At 70.8% G+C, this 13,985-nt stretch carries 12 protein-coding genes; 4 read left to right on the top strand and 8 right to left on the bottom strand.

Features of this window, described 5'->3' with window-relative positions; genetic code table 11:
• Window positions 1–219 precede the first annotated feature (219 nt).
• The 4 genes from mnmC2 to AC1RRS_RS15105 form a co-directional block, all read right to left on the bottom strand.
• Window positions 220–1,998: a tRNA (5-methylaminomethyl-2-thiouridine)(34)-methyltransferase MnmC2 gene (mnmC2, locus tag AC1RRS_RS15120; protein ID WP_492855855.1), complete on the bottom strand. Its 1,779-nt coding sequence runs from the start codon at window positions 1,996–1,998 to the stop codon at window positions 220–222.
• Window positions 1,999–2,074: 76 nt separating this feature from the next.
• Entirely contained in the window at window positions 2,075–2,380 is a 306-nt protein-coding gene (locus AC1RRS_RS15115; RefSeq protein WP_492855854.1) for a hypothetical protein, read from the bottom strand.
• 144 nt (window positions 2,381–2,524) lie between these two features.
• On the bottom strand, window positions 2,525–3,394 hold the full coding sequence (gene motA, locus AC1RRS_RS15110; protein WP_487292013.1) for a flagellar motor stator protein MotA: 870 nt from the start codon (window positions 3,392–3,394) through the stop codon (window positions 2,525–2,527).
• A 108-nt stretch (window positions 3,395–3,502) separates the two neighbouring features.
• Entirely contained in the window at window positions 3,503–5,329 is a 1,827-nt protein-coding gene (locus tag AC1RRS_RS15105; protein ID WP_492855853.1) for a methyl-accepting chemotaxis protein, read from the bottom strand.
• 108 nt (window positions 5,330–5,437) lie between these two features.
• Here AC1RRS_RS15105 and AC1RRS_RS15100 point away from each other — a divergent pair, with 108 nt between their 5' ends.
• On the top strand, window positions 5,438–6,754 hold the full coding sequence (locus tag AC1RRS_RS15100; RefSeq protein WP_492855852.1) for an MFS transporter: 1,317 nt from the start codon (window positions 5,438–5,440) through the stop codon (window positions 6,752–6,754).
• A gap of 16 nt (window positions 6,755–6,770) precedes the next feature.
• Here AC1RRS_RS15100 and AC1RRS_RS15095 read toward each other — a convergent pair whose 3' ends face one another.
• The gene (locus AC1RRS_RS15095; protein WP_487292017.1) at window positions 6,771–7,253 is read right to left on the bottom strand and encodes an ASCH/PUA domain-containing protein; all 483 of its coding nucleotides are present in this window, start codon (window positions 7,251–7,253) and stop codon (window positions 6,771–6,773) included.
• 220 nt (window positions 7,254–7,473) lie between these two features.
• On the opposite strand from AC1RRS_RS15095, the gene AC1RRS_RS15090 reads away from it, so the two are divergent.
• The gene (locus AC1RRS_RS15090; RefSeq protein WP_492855851.1) at window positions 7,474–8,391 is read left to right on the top strand and encodes a hypothetical protein; all 918 of its coding nucleotides are present in this window, start codon (window positions 7,474–7,476) and stop codon (window positions 8,389–8,391) included.
• Between the two features lie 78 nt (window positions 8,392–8,469).
• On the opposite strand, the gene rpoH is transcribed toward AC1RRS_RS15090, so the two are convergent.
• Both rpoH and AC1RRS_RS15080 read right to left on the bottom strand, forming a co-directional pair.
• Entirely contained in the window at window positions 8,470–9,357 is an 888-nt protein-coding gene (gene rpoH, locus AC1RRS_RS15085; protein WP_487292019.1) for an RNA polymerase sigma factor RpoH, read from the bottom strand.
• Between the two features lie 386 nt (window positions 9,358–9,743).
• Window positions 9,744–11,879, bottom strand: a complete 2,136-nt coding sequence (locus tag AC1RRS_RS15080; RefSeq protein WP_492855850.1) for a histidine kinase dimerization/phosphoacceptor domain -containing protein — start codon at window positions 11,877–11,879, stop codon at window positions 9,744–9,746.
• Between the two features lie 214 nt (window positions 11,880–12,093).
• Between AC1RRS_RS15080 and AC1RRS_RS15075 the strand changes: the two genes are divergently transcribed.
• Window positions 12,094–12,450, top strand: a complete 357-nt coding sequence (locus tag AC1RRS_RS15075) for a phage holin family protein (protein ID WP_492855849.1) — start codon at window positions 12,094–12,096, stop codon at window positions 12,448–12,450.
• 10 nt (window positions 12,451–12,460) lie between these two features.
• On the opposite strand, the gene AC1RRS_RS15070 is transcribed toward AC1RRS_RS15075, so the two are convergent.
• Entirely contained in the window at window positions 12,461–13,243 is a 783-nt protein-coding gene (locus AC1RRS_RS15070; RefSeq protein WP_492855848.1) for a M23 family metallopeptidase, read from the bottom strand.
• 323 nt (window positions 13,244–13,566) lie between these two features.
• Between AC1RRS_RS15070 and AC1RRS_RS15065 the strand changes: the two genes are divergently transcribed.
• Window positions 13,567–13,911, top strand: coding sequence for a UrcA family protein (locus AC1RRS_RS15065; RefSeq protein WP_492855847.1), 345 nt, complete (start codon window positions 13,567–13,569; stop codon window positions 13,909–13,911).
• The last annotated feature ends 74 nt before the right edge of the window (window positions 13,912–13,985 follow it).

The following is a 13,985-nucleotide window of genomic DNA, read 5'->3' as shown; positions in this document are numbered from 1 at the left end:
CTTCCCGACGAAATGCGAAGGCCCCGGAGGAAACTCCGGGGCCTTTTGCTTTGTGGCCTTCTCCCCTTGCGGGAGAAGGTGGCGGCGAAGCCGACGGATGAGGGGTTTCTCAGAAGTGAGACGCCGCACCCAGCCGATCGGATTTTCGCGGCGGATAGGGCTTTCGACCCCTCACCCGACCCGCTTCGCGGGCCACCCTCTCCCGCAAGGGGAGAGGGATCAGCGGCCAGGCTCCACCAACCCCGCCAGCGCCCGCGGCAGCGGCGACGGCGCGCCCAGCATCAGGGCGACCACATGCTCGGCCAGCAGCGGGGCGGTGGTGAAGCCTCGCCCGCCCAGGCCGCCCAGCACGAACAGGCCGTCCGGCGCGCCGGGAACCGCGCCCGCCAGGGGCAGGTGGTCGGCCGTCGTGGCGCGCACGGCGGCGCGGCCGTCGAGCGGGGCAGCCGCGAGGCGGGCGGCGAGGTCCGGCCGCCCCTTGGCCAGGGCCGCGCGGTTGCGGGCGTGATCGGCCTCGCGAAGCTCGACGGCCATGTCGCCCCGGTCGTGGGTGGCGCCGAACAGCACGCCGCCCTCGCGCGTGGGAACGGCGTAGCCGCCGAAGGCGGCGGGGGTGATCGCCGTGTCGATAGGGCCGGTCCAGCTGGTCTGGCCGCGCACCGGGCGGATGGGCGCCTCGGGCCAGAGCCGGACCAGGTCGGCGCCGCCGGCCAGCACGACGGCGTCGGCGGTCGCCAGGACTGCGCCGGCCTCGTCCAGCAGGCGCCAGCCGTCGTCGCTGGGCTCGATCCGCACGACCTCGGCGGCGATCGCCTCGCCGCGCCAGGCGACGAGGACGGCGGCGGGTTCGACCACGCGGGCCAGGGCCATGGAGAGCGCGCCGCTCGCCGCCTCGCCCAGGGCTGTGCTCGCCGTCCCGGCGTCCAGGACGGTCATTTCGCCGGCGGCGAACAGCTCCTGGCCGGTGACGGCGGCGAAGCGGTCGGGGTCCTTGGGGCCGGTCGCCAGCCGCAGCACGCCGCGCGCCAGCACCGCGTCGGGGAGAGCCTCGTAGAGAGCGGCGGCGCGGGCCAGGGCCTGGGCCGGGAAGGCCGCGCGCGGACCGCCGCCGGCGTCCAGCGCCGGGGTGACCAGAGCGGCGGGATTGCCCGAGGCCGGGTCGCGGCCGGCGTCGATCACCGTCACGGCCAGGCCCTCGGCCCGGGCGGCGCGGGCCAGGCTGGCCGCCGCGATGCCGCCGCCGACGATCGCCAGGCTCTTCGGACGGCGGGGCGCGGGGCGCTCGCCGGGGAAGGTCGCCTCCAGCCGTTCCTTCTTGCGGCCGAAGCCGGGGCGTTTTTCCCAGGAGAAGCCGGCGGCGGACAGGCCCCGGCGCACGGCCCCGGCGACGGTGAAGGTCGCGGCGCGTGCGCCCGGCGCGGTGCGGGCGGCGACGGCGGCGAGGATCTCCTCGCTCCACATGGCCGGGTTGAGGGCTGGCGAGAAGCCGTCGAGGAACCAGGCGTCGGCCGCCCCGCTCCAGGCCTCCAGCGCCTCCGTCACGTCCATGACGGCCAGATCCAGCACCGCGTCGAAGCCGGGCAGGTCGATGCGGTGGAAGCCGCGCGCGGCGCTGGGCCAATGGTCGAGCAGCACCTGGGCGGCCTCGCCCAACTCCGGCCAGACGGCCAGGGCGCGGGCGGCTTCGTCGCGGGTGATCGGGTGGGCCTCGATCGAGAAGATGTTGAGCCGTGCTCCCGGCGCCTTCTCTCGCCGCCACAGGTCCAGCAGGGCGGCGATGTTCAGCCCCGTGCCGAAGCCCAGCTCGCCGACCACGAAACGGTCGCGCCCCGCCCAGGCGCCCGGCAGGCCGCAGCCTTCCAGGAACACCGCCCGGGTCTCGGCCAGGCCGTCGGCGCTGGAGAAGTAGACGTCGCCATAGAGCCGCGACTGCGGCAGGCCGTCCTCGCGCCAGATCAGCGGGGAGCCCGGGGCGGTGTCTGAAGAGTCGGAAGTCATGGCGCCATCATAGAAGAAGGGCCGCCCTCGCGGACGGCCCTTCGGATAGTCGAAGCTCGAAAAGGCCTGAAAAGGCTCAGTGGCCTTCGGTCTTCTTCTCTTCGGCAGGAGCTGCGGCGGCGGCCGGGGCCGTACCTTCGGCGGCCGAGACGGCGTCCGGTTCGGCGGCGGCGTCGGCGGCGGCCTTGTTGGCGTCGGCGGCGGCCTGGTCCTCGGCCGAGCCGGCGTCGGCGGCCGTCACGTCGCTGGCGCCGGCGGCGGCGGCCGCGGCGGCCTTCTCGTCGGCGGCGGGAGCCTCGTCCTTCTTGCCGCAGGCGGCCAGCGACAGGGCGGTCATGGCCGCGCCGGCGATGAGGATCTTGCGGAGGACTTGGGTGGTCATCGGGGCATCCCTTGCGACGTCTAAATGGAAACGCCCGGCGTGGGAGCCGGGCGCCATGGTGGCAAGGAACCGCTTTTCACGCCTCGTTGCAAGACAAAGATCACGGGCGCGTGATCTGGCCGTACGCGGACGGAAGGATCGGGCTCAGCCCTCGGCCGGGATCTGCGACAGGGCCTCTTCCAGCTCGACGAAGCTGGGCTGGCAGACGCTGGGCACGTTGCCGCGGCCGATCTCGACGCTGATCTGGGCGGCGTTGCCGTGCAGGTGGGCGACGAGCACCGCCTGGATGATCTTGTAGAAGGCGCCGTCCTCGTTGACGACGGCCTGCAGGCGGGCGGCCATCGGGCCGACCAGGCCATAGGCCATGAACACGCCGAGGAAGGTGCCGACCAGGGCGCCGCCGATCATGCCGCCGAGCACGGCGGGCGGTTCGGTGATCGAGCCCATGGTCTTGATGACGCCCAGCACGGCGGCGACGATGCCCAGGGCGGGCAGGGCGTCGGCCATGGATTGCAGGGCGTGGGCCGGCTCGAGCGCCTCGTGGTGGTGCTTTTCGAGCTGCTTTTCCATCGCGTCCTCGACCTGGTGGGGATCCTCCAGGTTCATGGTCATCATCCGCAGGGTGTCGCAGATGAAGTCGACGGCGAAGTGGTCTTTCGAGATCTTCGGGTAGCGCGAGAAGATCGAGCTGTCGTGCGGCTTTTCGATGTGGCTTTCCAGGGCGATGACGCCCTTGGACTTCATCGTCTTGGTCAGCAGGAACAGCAGGGCCAGCAGGTCGCGATAGTCGCCGGCCTTCCACTTGGGACCGGCGAAGATCTTGCCGAAGCCGCCGGCGGTGGCCTTGATGACGGTCATCGAGTTCGAGATCAGGAACGCGGCGACGCCCGCGCCGAGGATGGCCATCAGTTCGTGAGGGGCCGCCTCGATGATGACGTCCATCTTGCCGCCACCCATCAGGTAGCTGCCGAACACGAGGCCGAAGAGCAGCACGATGCCGATGATCTGGAACATGACGTCAGGAGGCCCCGAAGAATTCAGCCCGCATCATGGCTGTTAATGATTAATCCAAGGTATCGGCGGTTTGCAGGTCCGTGCGGCGGCTGAGCGCAGGCCGCGCCGTCACGCCGCGCGCGCCGGCTTGCGGGCCTGGGCCGCGCCGCCGACCCGGAAGCGGCCGATCAGGTGGGAAAGAGTGGCGGCCTCGGTCTTGAGGCTGTGGCTGGCGGCGGTGGACTGCTCGACCATGGCGGCGTTCTGCTGGACGGTCTGGTCCATCAGGTTGATGGCGCCGTTGACCTCCGACAGGCCGGCCGACTGCTCGGCGGCCGAGGCGGCGATCTCGCCCACCAGCCCGTCGATCTCGCCCACCTTGTCGGCGATGGCCTGAAGGGCCTGGCCGGTCTCGCCGACCATCGACACGCCCTGCTCGACCTCGCGGGCGGCGGTGGCGATCAGCACCTTGATCTCGCGGGCCGCTTCGGCCGAGCGCTGGGCCAGGGCCCGCACTTCCATGGCGACGACCGCGAAGCCCTTGCCGCTGTCGCCGGCCCGGGCGGCCTCGACCCCGGCGTTGAGGGCCAGAAGGTTGGTCTGGAAAGCGATCTCGTCGATCACTCCGACGATGCGGCCGATCTCGCGCGAGGAAGCCTCGATGCGGGTCATGGCCCCGACGGCGTCGCCGACCACGACGCGCGAGCGCTGGGCGTCGCTGCGGGCCGCGCCGACCACGATGGCCGCGCTCTTGGCCCCGGCCGAGCTGCGGCGGACGGTGGCGGTGATCTCGTCGAGGGCCGCGGCGGTCTCCTCCAGGCTGGCGGCCTGGCGCTCGCTGCGGCGGGAGAGGTCGTCGGCGGCGCAGGCGATCTCGTCGCTGCCGGCCTCGATGCCGCCGGCCGAGCGGACGATCACCTTCAGGGCGTCCTCCATCTGGGCGATGGCGGCGTTGAAGTCGGCGCGCAGGCGTTCGTATTCGGCGGGGAAGGCGATGTCGACGCGGCGGGTCAGGTCGCCCTGGGCCAGGGCGCGCAGGCCGCCGGCGAGGCTGTCGACCACGGCCTCCAGCTGCACGCGGGCGGCCTCGCGCTCGGCTTCGGCGGTCTGGCGCGCGGCTTCGGCCGCCTGGCGCTCGATCTCGACCTGGCGTTCGACGGCGATCTTCTCGATGGCGGCGTCCTTGAAGCGCAGCACGGCCTTGGCCATGGCGCCGATCTCGTCGCGGCGGTCGACGTCGGGCACCTCGACGCCGTTGTCGCCGCCGGCCAGGCGGGTCATGACGCCGGTCAGGGCGGTGACCGGCCGGCCCAGCACGCGGGTCAGCAGCCAGGCCAGGCCCAGCGAGGCCAGAAGGCCGAGGATCCCGCCGACCACGATGCCGAGGAAAGCCCGGCCGAAGGCCCGCTCGCGGCTGGCCGAGCGCACCGCCTCGTCGCGATGCTCCTGGGCCTCGACCTCGGCCAGCACCTTGCGCAGGTCGGCCAGGCGGTCGTTGGCGCCCGTCCGCGTCGCGGCCTGGGCGCGGCCCTCTGGCGTGGCGGCCATGGCGATCAGGGCCTGGGCCTCGGCCTTGTACTGCTTGCGGGCGTCCGAGAGCTTGGCGGCGGCGGTCGCGTAGTCGCCGGCCGCGTCGGCGTTGCGCAGGGCGTCGAGATCGGCCTCCAGGGCCTTCTCGGCCGCGTCGAAGCGCTTGATGTGCTCGCTGGCGCCCGAGGCGACATAGCCGAGGATGGCGTTCTGCTGCTCGAGCGCGGCGGCCTGCATGCGGGCGCTGGCCATGGTCAGGGCCATGGAGTCGTCGGTCATCTCGGTCGCCTTGCGCAGCGACCACAGGTCCAGGGCGACCACGGCGCTGGCCGCGCCGCAGATGGTGATCATGGCCGCGAAGGCCAGCAGCAGTTTGTGGGGGACGGAGATGTGACGCAGCATGGCCCCAGTACGCGTCCGCGCCATGAGCGGACCCTTAATTTGGGCGTCCCAGGGTTGCGGCAAAGCGTCCCGGTATCGCTTGGGATTTCCTTGGGCTTCCCCTGACGACGAACCCACTCTAACGTTTGTTCGATGTCTGCCGCCGCTCAAGATCAACAGGTCAACCGGCGGGCCTTCGCCATCCTTTTCGGGGTGTCGGCGGCCACGGCGCTGGGCAATACGGGCATGCTGTCCGTCCTCCCCGCCATCGGCCGGCAGATCGGCATCCCAGACGCCATGGTGGCGGCGATCTTCTCGCTGTCGGCCCTGCTGTGGGCGCTGTCCTCGCCGTTCTGGGCCAAGCGGTCGGACGTGCGAGGGCGCAAGCCGCTGATCCTGCTGGGGCTGGGCGGGTTCTGCGTGTCGATGACCCTGTGCGCCTTCGTGGTCAGCGCCGGGCTGCACCACCTCTTTCCGCCGATGCTGGTCTTCGTGCTGTTCCTGCTGGCGCGGGCGCTGTTTGGCCTGTTCGGCTCGGCCGCCAATCCGGCCACCCAGGCCTATCTGGCCGAGCGCACCAAGCGCGAGGAGCGCACCCAGGCCATGGCCACCCTGGCCGGGGCGTTCGGCCTGGGCACGGTGGTGGGGCCGCTGCTGGCGCCGCTGTTCGTGCTGCCGGTGGTGGGCCTGGCCGGGCCGATGTTCGCCTTCGCCGGGCTGGCGGCGGTGATGATGTGGATCGTGCACCGGGGTCTGGAGGAGGCCAGGCGGCCGGCCAGCGCGGGCGAGGTCCAGCCGCGCGCGCGCCTGGCCTTTCCGTCGCTGCGGCGGGGCGACGGCCTGTGGCGCGACCCGCGCCTCATGCCGTTCCTGATCTTCGGCTTCCTGGTGGCCACCTGCCAGACGGCCCAGACCCAGACCCTGGGCTTTCTGATCATCGACAAGCTGGGCGTCGCGCCGGTCAAGGCCCAGGGCTTCATCACCCTGGCCATGGCGGCTGGGGCGGTGGCGGGCCTGCTGGCCCAGTGGGGCCTGATCCGGATGTTCGCCATGGGCCCGCGCGAGCTGATGCGCTGGGGCGTGGGGGTCGCGGCCCTGGGCAATGTGGTCGTGGCCTTCGCGCCGGACTATGCGGCCGTGGCCATCGGCTATGCGGTGTCGTCGCTGGGCTACGGCTTCGCGCGGCCGGGCTTCACGGCGGGAGCGTCGCTGTCGGTCGAGGCTAAGGACCAGGCCGGGGCGGCCGGCGCCATCGCCGCCATCAACGGCCTCAACGTGGTGGTCGCGCCGCTGTTCGTGCTGCTCTACGAGGCCGTGCGCTGGGCCCCGTTCGTGCTCAACGCCCTGATCCTGGCGGCCATGCTGGCCTACGCCCTGCGCCAGGCCGTGCTGCGCAAGGTCAGCGACGAGGAGACGCCGGGCGAGGCGACCCTGGCCGGCCTGGAACGCGGCGACGAGGGCGGGGTGTAGCCCCGCCCGTCAGCCTTCACCCCTTGCGGATGATCCGCGCAGCGGCGGCGTGGAAGGCCGCGTCGGTTTCGGCCAGGTTGGCCACGGCGCCATGGCGGTCGGCGGCGACGCTCATGCCGGTGGTGGTGTAGGACTGCGACACCCGGCGGGCTTCCTCGCCGCGCAGGGCGGCGTTGGCGGCGGCGGTCTCGTGCCACTCGGCCAGCTCGCCGGCGGTCAGCGGGTGGTCCTCGGCGGCGCTCGGATGGTGCACCACGTCGCCGAAGCCGATGGCCACGAAGCCGTGAATGACGCCGTAGTCTTCTTCCGACAGCAGGAAGGTGATCTGCCGCTCTTCGATCTGGCCGGTATAGACGTCCTGATCGGGATCGAACTCGCGCAGCACCAGCACGTCGCCGACCTTGAATTCGCGGTCGTTGCGGCGGATCTCGAAGCGCTTCTTGCCCGAGCGCACGGCGGCGAAATACTGCGGCCAGGTCTTCAGTTCGTGACGGGTCATGGAAAGTCTTTGAATTGGCGCCCGAAAGCGCCGGAAAAATCGAAGGCGACGCTCTTAGAGCGCGTCGGCGGCGAGGAAAAGGCGGTTTGTGACCGGGCCGTGACGCGCAGGCGAGGAAACCAGCGGCATCATAGCAGCAAGTCGCGCCAACCCCAGGCGGCGATTGACGATGCGCGGGCGTCGCGGTCAAGTTCGCGCTCAACTTTTGGGGGAGATGCGCGTGCGGCGGATCGGGGTGGTGCTGGCGGTCTTCGGGCTGGTGGCGTCAATGACGGCCTCGATGGCCGAGGCCGCTTCACCGCCCAGCGCGGCGCGCTATGTCGAGCCGGTCGAGGAGCGCTTCTGCCTGCAGGCCGCCGACGCCGAACTGCCGGGCGACGGCGTGGCCGTGCTGGTCTGGCGGACGCCGTCGAGCGGCCCGGGGAAGGCGTTCGTGTCCTTCGACTCCCGCCTGAAGCCGGGCGGCGAGGTGCTGAGTTTCTCGCCTGAATTCCTGACCCTGGCGGCGGACGGCTCCGGGACGGTGCGGTTCGTGGACAACTGGGGCGCGCCGGCGAGGGCGCGTGTCCGACGGTCCGGAGACGAGGTCGAGATCGACCTGGCGCGACGGGGCGAGGCGCTGGCGCCGTCGCCGGCCAAGGCCGTCAACTATGGCCGCTTCACGCTCAGCAAGGCCGCCTGCCGCGCCGCGGACCTGGACGAGCTGCCCTGGGCGGTCGCGGCCGACGCCTACGATCTGTGGCGCTACACGCCCGGACGGAACGGTCGCGGCGCGGTGGCCGAGTTCATCGCCGCTCCAGGCGGCATTCCCTTCCGCGCGACCTGCGAGCGCGCGACGCTGCGGCTGGAGTTCTTCACCGACGAGGGCGATCCGCGCGCCTGGGACAAGGATCTGCGGGACCTGCTGCTGATCCTCCGGGACCCGACGACGGAGCGTGAGCAGAACCTGGTCCTGAAGGGCGAGCCGAAGGCCCGCAGCATCGTCGGACGGCTGGCGCTGACGCCGGCCCTGGCCCGCGCCGTGGCGACGGCGCCGATGATCTCGCTCTACGGCGAGAACGGTCCGTCGAACGAGTATCCGGGCGGCCGCTCCGAGGGCTTCCGGCGGCTGGTGCGGGAGTGCGCGCCCAAGGCCTGATCCGGGTCCGGTCCACGCATGAAAAAGGCCGCCGCGGGGGAGCGCGGCGGCCTTCTTTCTGCGGCGAAGGGGGGAGCCTTACGCCTCGACCATGTTCTTGGCGAGGGCCGCCTCGCGCATGGACTTCTGCAGCTTCTCGAAGGCCCGGACCTCGATCTGGCGGACCCGTTCGCGGCTGACGCCGTACTGGGCGGCCAGGTCTTCCAGGGTGGTCGGGTCGTCCTTCAGGCGGCGCTCGGTCAGGATGTGACGCTCGCGGTCGGTCAGTTCGACCATGGCCTCTTCCAGGAGGCTCATCCGCATGGACTTCTCCTGGTTCTCGGCGACCACGGTCTCTTGCGAAACCTGGTCGTCGTCGGCCAGCCAGTCCTGCCACTCGCTTTCGCCGTCGGCGCGCAGGGGCGCGTTCAGCGAGGCGTCGGGACCGCCCAGGCGGCGGTTCATCGAGATGACCTCGCTGTCCAGCACGCCCAGCTTGGTGGCGATGTAGCTGACCTGGTCTGGGCGCAGGTCGCCGTCCTGGAAGGCGGCGATCTGGCTCTTGGCCTTGCGCAGGTTGAAGAACAGCTTCTTCTGCGCGGCGGTCGTGCCCATCTTCACCAGCGACCACGAGCGCAGGATGTACTCCTGGATCGAGGCGCGGATCCACCACATGGCGTAGGTGGCCAGGCGGAAGCCCTTCTCGGGCTCGAACTTCTTGACCGCCTGCATCAGGCCGACATTGCCTTCGGAAATCACTTCCCCAATCGGCAGGCCGTAGCCGCGATAGCCCATGGCGATCTTGGCCACGAGGCGCAGGTGGCTGGTGACCATCTTGTGCGCGGCGTCGCTGTCCTGATGCTCTTTCCAGCGCTGGGCGAGCATGAACTCCTCGTCCTTCGCCAGCATCGGGAACTTGCGGATTTCGGTGAGGTAGCGCGACAGGCCGCCGTCCGGCGACATCACCGACAAGGAATTCACTGCCATGAGTTCAACATCCCCTGGGCCCGAAGCCAACGTGGCTCCCGAGGCCCACTTTCGAATGGGTGAGATAGGTACGGGTTGCGGCGAAGGTAAGGTCGATAACGCAAATGTAATGTCCGACACCGTGGCTCAGGTATTGGACATTTCGATGGCGGAATGAACGTTCATTCTCAAAAAAATGAACGATCATTCTCAAAATTGCAAGAGGCTTGAATGCGCCCCTCTCCCCTTGCGGGAGAGGGTGGCCTCCCGGAGGGAGGTCGGGTGAGGGGTCTCTCAGAACTCAAAGCTGCGAGTGGCGGGCAGGCTGGGGAGGACGTCGGATGTCTGAGAGACCCCTCATCCGACGGCTTCGCCGCCACCTTCTGCCGCAGGGGGAGAAGGATCACCTACCCCGCCGGCGCGTCCAGTTCGGCGCGCACGCCGGGATTGTTGTCGTGATAGGCCAGGGTTCCGGCCAGCTGGCGGACCATGGCGTCCATCATCTTGCTGCCGAAGCCGACGCGGGGGCCCTGCTTGCCGCCGCCCTGGTCGGCGACCGAGATGCGCACGCGGCCGCCGTGCTCGACCAGGCCGACATCGATGCGGCCCGGCCGGCCGCCATAGGCGTACTTCACCGCGTTGATCACCAGCTCGGTGACCACCAGGCCGATGGTCACGGCCTTGTCGGTCGAGACCGTGGCCGGGGCGGCGTCGACGCGCAGCATCCGCGCCCACTCCTGGCCCAGGGATTCCACCAGTTCCTCGGCCAGCTCGACGAGGTAGCGGTCGAGCGACACCGTCTCCAGCTGGTCGCCGCGATAGAGCCGGCGGTGGACCAGGCCCACGGCGGTGAGCCGGCGGCTGGCCTCTTCGAGCGGCGCGCGGGCGGCCGGATCCTCGATGGTCTTCATCTGGATGGTCAGGAAGCCGGCGGCCAGGGCCAGGCTGTTCTGGACCCTATGATTCACCTCGCGCAGCAGAAAGTCCTTCTGCCGCAGCAGGTCGTCCTTGTCGTCCAGCGTGGCGCGCAGCTGGCTGTTCAGCTCGGCCGTGCGGCGGGCGCGGCGCAGGTCCAGGAGGTCCTGGCGCAGGCGCAGGGCGGCCTCGGTCTGCGAGGTGCTCCACGGGCGCGAGCGGCCGCGGACCGTCTCGCTCCAGGCGTCGAACGAGGCGCGCGGCGTAAGCGCCCCGTCGCCCCCGGCCGCCTTGGCGGTGCGGTAGGGATCGCCGGCCCAGTGCACGACCTCGACCTCCTCGGCGCGGGTCCACAGCACGGCCAGCAGCGGGGAGCGCTCGACCACCACGCCCATCAGGCCCGAGGCCCAGCTCTTGAAGGCGCTGGCGCCGGGAAACACGGCGGCGCTGCGGTCGGTGGCGATCACCCCGCCGGCGTCGACGTCCAGCAGCCAGTCGCGCAGCATGGCCAGGGCCGTGTGCGGCGGGGTCTTGCCGGCCGTCTCGATGCGGTCGTCGCGGAACAGGGCCACGCCGTCGGCGTCGCCCAGGGCGACCAGGTCGGGAACGTGCTCCTCCAGCGCCAGGTCGCCGATGTCGGACTGCGACAGCACCGAGGCCAGGTCGTCGCCCAGGGCGCGCAGGCGCAGCTTCTCGCGCCAGGTCTCGGCCTCTTCCTTGGCCTTGATCTGGCGGGCCAGCCCGCCGGCCAGGGCGCGGCAGGCGGCGCGGATCTCGTAGGGCAGCAGGCGCGGGCTATTGTGATGGCAGGCCACCAGGCCCCATAGGCGGCCGTCCTTGACGATCGACACCGAGGCCGAGGCGACGACGCCCATGTTGCGCAGATACTGCAGGTGCACCGGCGAGACGCTGCGCAGGGCCAGGTCGCTCATGTCGAGCTGGCCTTCCGGCGCCGGTTCCAGCGGGGCGGGCGTGTAGGCCGAGTCCGGGATCACCCGCACCAGGTTGCGCACATAGAGGGCGCGGGCCTGCCTGGGGATGTCCGAGCCGGGGAAGCGGTGGTTGAGGAAGCTCTTCAGGTGCTGGGCGCGGTCCTCGCCAACCACCTCGCCTGCGTCGTCCTCGACCCCGAAGCGATAGATCATCACCCGGTCGAAGCCGGTCAGGCGGCGGAACTCCAGGGCGGCGCGGTCATAGAGCGTCTTCAGGCCCGGGCAGCGCTCGAAGGCGGCCGCGGCCGCTTCTAGGTGGGTCAGGATCTGCGAGCCGGCCATAGGCCGCTCGAGGCCGGGTTCGATCTCCAGCAGGACGAGTTCGCCCTGCACCGTGGCGCTGAGGTCGAGATTGCGGCCGTTCCGGTGCAGCACGCCGACGAAGCCGCCGGCCGGGCGGGAATTGGAGATGGCGGCCACCTGGCCGGCCAGGTCGTCGCCGATCACGGCGCCGACCGCCTGGTCCAGCCACGTCCCGACGCCCAGCAGGCCGGCCACGTCGCCGGCCGCGGCGCGCACGGTCAGGCCGTCGCGGTCCAGCGCCAGCAGCACGCCGTGCGGCTGGATGGCGCCGGGGATGTGGATCGGCTCGCGATCGCAGGCCTGGATCTGCTCGGGCGTCGGCGCGGCCGTCATGCGTCAAGCCTGTCCAGCATGGGGGCGTGCGACGGGAAAGCTACGGTCACGGCGGCGGCTCCAGACGGCCTAGGCCGGTGCTTGACAGTACGTCGCATTGAACAGGCTGACCGTCGTCTTGTCGACATTTGGCCCACGACAACGCGAACAGGGCTTGTCTGCATCTTTCGAGAGCGTCACGGTCGCGCTTGTTTTTTTCGGGAGACCCATCCGCATGACCGGCTTTCTTCTGCGCGCGCTGTTCGCGGGGCTGGGGCTCTGGCTGGCGTCGCGGATCGTGCCGGGGATCAGCGCCTCGGGCTGGCAGACGATCGCCATCGCCGCGGTGCTGCTGGGGATCGTCAACGCGGTGGTGCGGCCGATCGTGGTGCTGCTGACCCTGCCGATCACCCTGGTGACGTTGGGTCTGTTCCTGTTGGTGGTCAACGCCGCCATGCTGGGCCTGGTGGCGATGCTGCTGCGAGGGCTGGTCGTTCACGGCTTCTGGGCCGGCGTCTTCGGCGCGATCGTGATCGGCGTGGTCAGCTGGCTGGGCCACCTGCTGCTGGGCGAAGGCGCCGAGCGGGAATGAGCCTGAAGTTCTAGCCGTCGGCGACCTGGATCCGAACGCGCACGCGGCCGTCCTCGCCGCGCGTGGCGACGCCGACGCCGCCATTCGCAGCGCGGCGGGCGGCGACCTTTTCCTTCATGCCCTCGGGCCAGCGCGACACCTGGGCCAGGCGCACCTTGCGCGGCACGCGTGCGGCGGCCTTCAGCGGCAGGTCGTCGGCCTGCGCGAAGGTCTTGTCCATGAACAGGGCCGGGTTCAGCGGCCGGCCCTTGCGGCTGATCTCGAAATGCAGGTGCGAGCCGGTCGAGCGGCCGCTGTCGCCGACCAGGGCGATCGGCGTGCCGCGGCGCACGAAGACGTCCTTCTTCATGCCAAGATTGCGGCCCAGGTGCGCATAGAGCGTCGTGAAGCCGTCCTTGTGCCGGACCTCGACGAAGCGGCCGTAGCCGGCGTCGACGCCGGTGCGCAGGACGACGCCGTCGGCGGCGACCTTCACCGCCGTGCCGGAGGGGGCGGCGATGTCGACGCCTTCATGCAGGCGGCCGCCTTCTTCCCAGGGTAGCTTGCGCAGGCCGAAGGGCGAGGCGATGTCGCGGCCGGGCAGGGGCGCGTCGAAGACGTAGGCGGGCGGCGGGGGTGGCGGCGCGGGTTCGGCGGCGGCCTGGACGACGGGCGCGGTGATGGGGGCGGGCGCCAGCAGGTCGGCCAGGGCGCGGGCGGCCGGCACGGAAGCGGCGGCCACGACGACGGCGAAGCCCAGCGTCAGCGGCAGGGCGAGATTGCGGGCGGGCGGGGCCTGGGTGTCTGGCGCCAAGAACGGAACCTCGTGGATCGGTCATGTGCGAGGATCGCGGGCCGGGCGGTTCTAGGGGCTTGGCCTTTCGCGATCGTGAACGCGGCTCTTTGCCCGCCTGATCGGGCGGAAAGGCGGCAGCTGAGCCGTGGTGTTCATCAGAGCTTGGCCGATCGCTGTCGCGAATTTGTCAAACATTACACGAATTTTAGAATATTAAATCCAGTCAATACTATGAATACGGAGTCATGAACGACACTTAACGGGACTCTTCAAGTATCGTTCAGTACACCTTTGTCCATGGAGGCGCGGCGGACGCGCCCGGGAACAGAGGGAAAATTCCAATGCGCAAGTTCATGATCAGCCTCACCTCGATCGCGACCCTGACCCTGGCGGCCGTGCCGCTGATCGGCCTGACCCAGGCGGCCCACGCCGCGCCGGTCACGGTTCGCGTCGGCGACCTGAACCTGGCCGACCCGGCCGACGCCGCCGAGTTCGAGACCCGCGCCGCCGACGCCACCAAGCGCTTCTGCCGCGCCCGCGCCAACCACGAGCGTCTCGACCTGATGTCGCAGCGCGCCTGCAAGATCGACGTCCGTGACGAGATCAACGACAAGCTCTCGGACAAGCAGCGCCAGGCCCTGGCCTCGGCCGCCCGCGCGACCCCGATGGCGGTGGCCGCTCGCTGAGCCCCGCATGCAAAGCCATCCGCCGCGGAGGCCCCGGTAGAACCGGGGCCTTTGCTGGAGGACCCCCTCCGGTC

It is taken from the genome of Caulobacter sp. GW821-FHT12A07 (genome assembly GCF_058807655.1).
This window is presented reverse-complemented; position numbering and strand designations above follow the sequence as displayed.

Bases quoted from the DNA above. Each gene is read 5' to 3' on its own strand.
- AC1RRS_RS15080 (WP_492855850.1), bottom strand. From the start codon at position 11,879: ATGACGGCCGCGCCGACGCCCGAGCAGATCCAGGCCTGCGATCGCGAG.
- AC1RRS_RS15075 (WP_492855849.1), top strand. From the start codon at position 12,094: ATGACCGGCTTTCTTCTGCGCGCGCTGTTCGCGGGGCTGGGGCTCTGG.
- AC1RRS_RS15100 (WP_492855852.1), top strand. From the start codon at position 5,438: ATGTCTGCCGCCGCTCAAGATCAACAGGTCAACCGGCGGGCCTTCGCC.
- mnmC2 (WP_492855855.1), bottom strand. From the start codon at position 1,998: ATGACTTCCGACTCTTCAGACACCGCCCCGGGCTCCCCGCTGATCTGG.
- AC1RRS_RS15105 (WP_492855853.1), bottom strand. From the start codon at position 5,329: ATGGCGCGGACGCGTACTGGGGCCATGCTGCGTCACATCTCCGTCCCC.
- AC1RRS_RS15095 (WP_487292017.1), bottom strand. From the start codon at position 7,253: ATGACCCGTCACGAACTGAAGACCTGGCCGCAGTATTTCGCCGCCGTG.
- AC1RRS_RS15065 (WP_492855847.1), top strand. From the start codon at position 13,567: ATGCGCAAGTTCATGATCAGCCTCACCTCGATCGCGACCCTGACCCTG.
- motA (WP_487292013.1), bottom strand. From the start codon at position 3,394: ATGTTCCAGATCATCGGCATCGTGCTGCTCTTCGGCCTCGTGTTCGGC.
- rpoH (WP_487292019.1), bottom strand. From the start codon at position 9,357: ATGGCAGTGAATTCCTTGTCGGTGATGTCGCCGGACGGCGGCCTGTCG.
- AC1RRS_RS15115 (WP_492855854.1), bottom strand. From the start codon at position 2,380: ATGACCACCCAAGTCCTCCGCAAGATCCTCATCGCCGGCGCGGCCATG.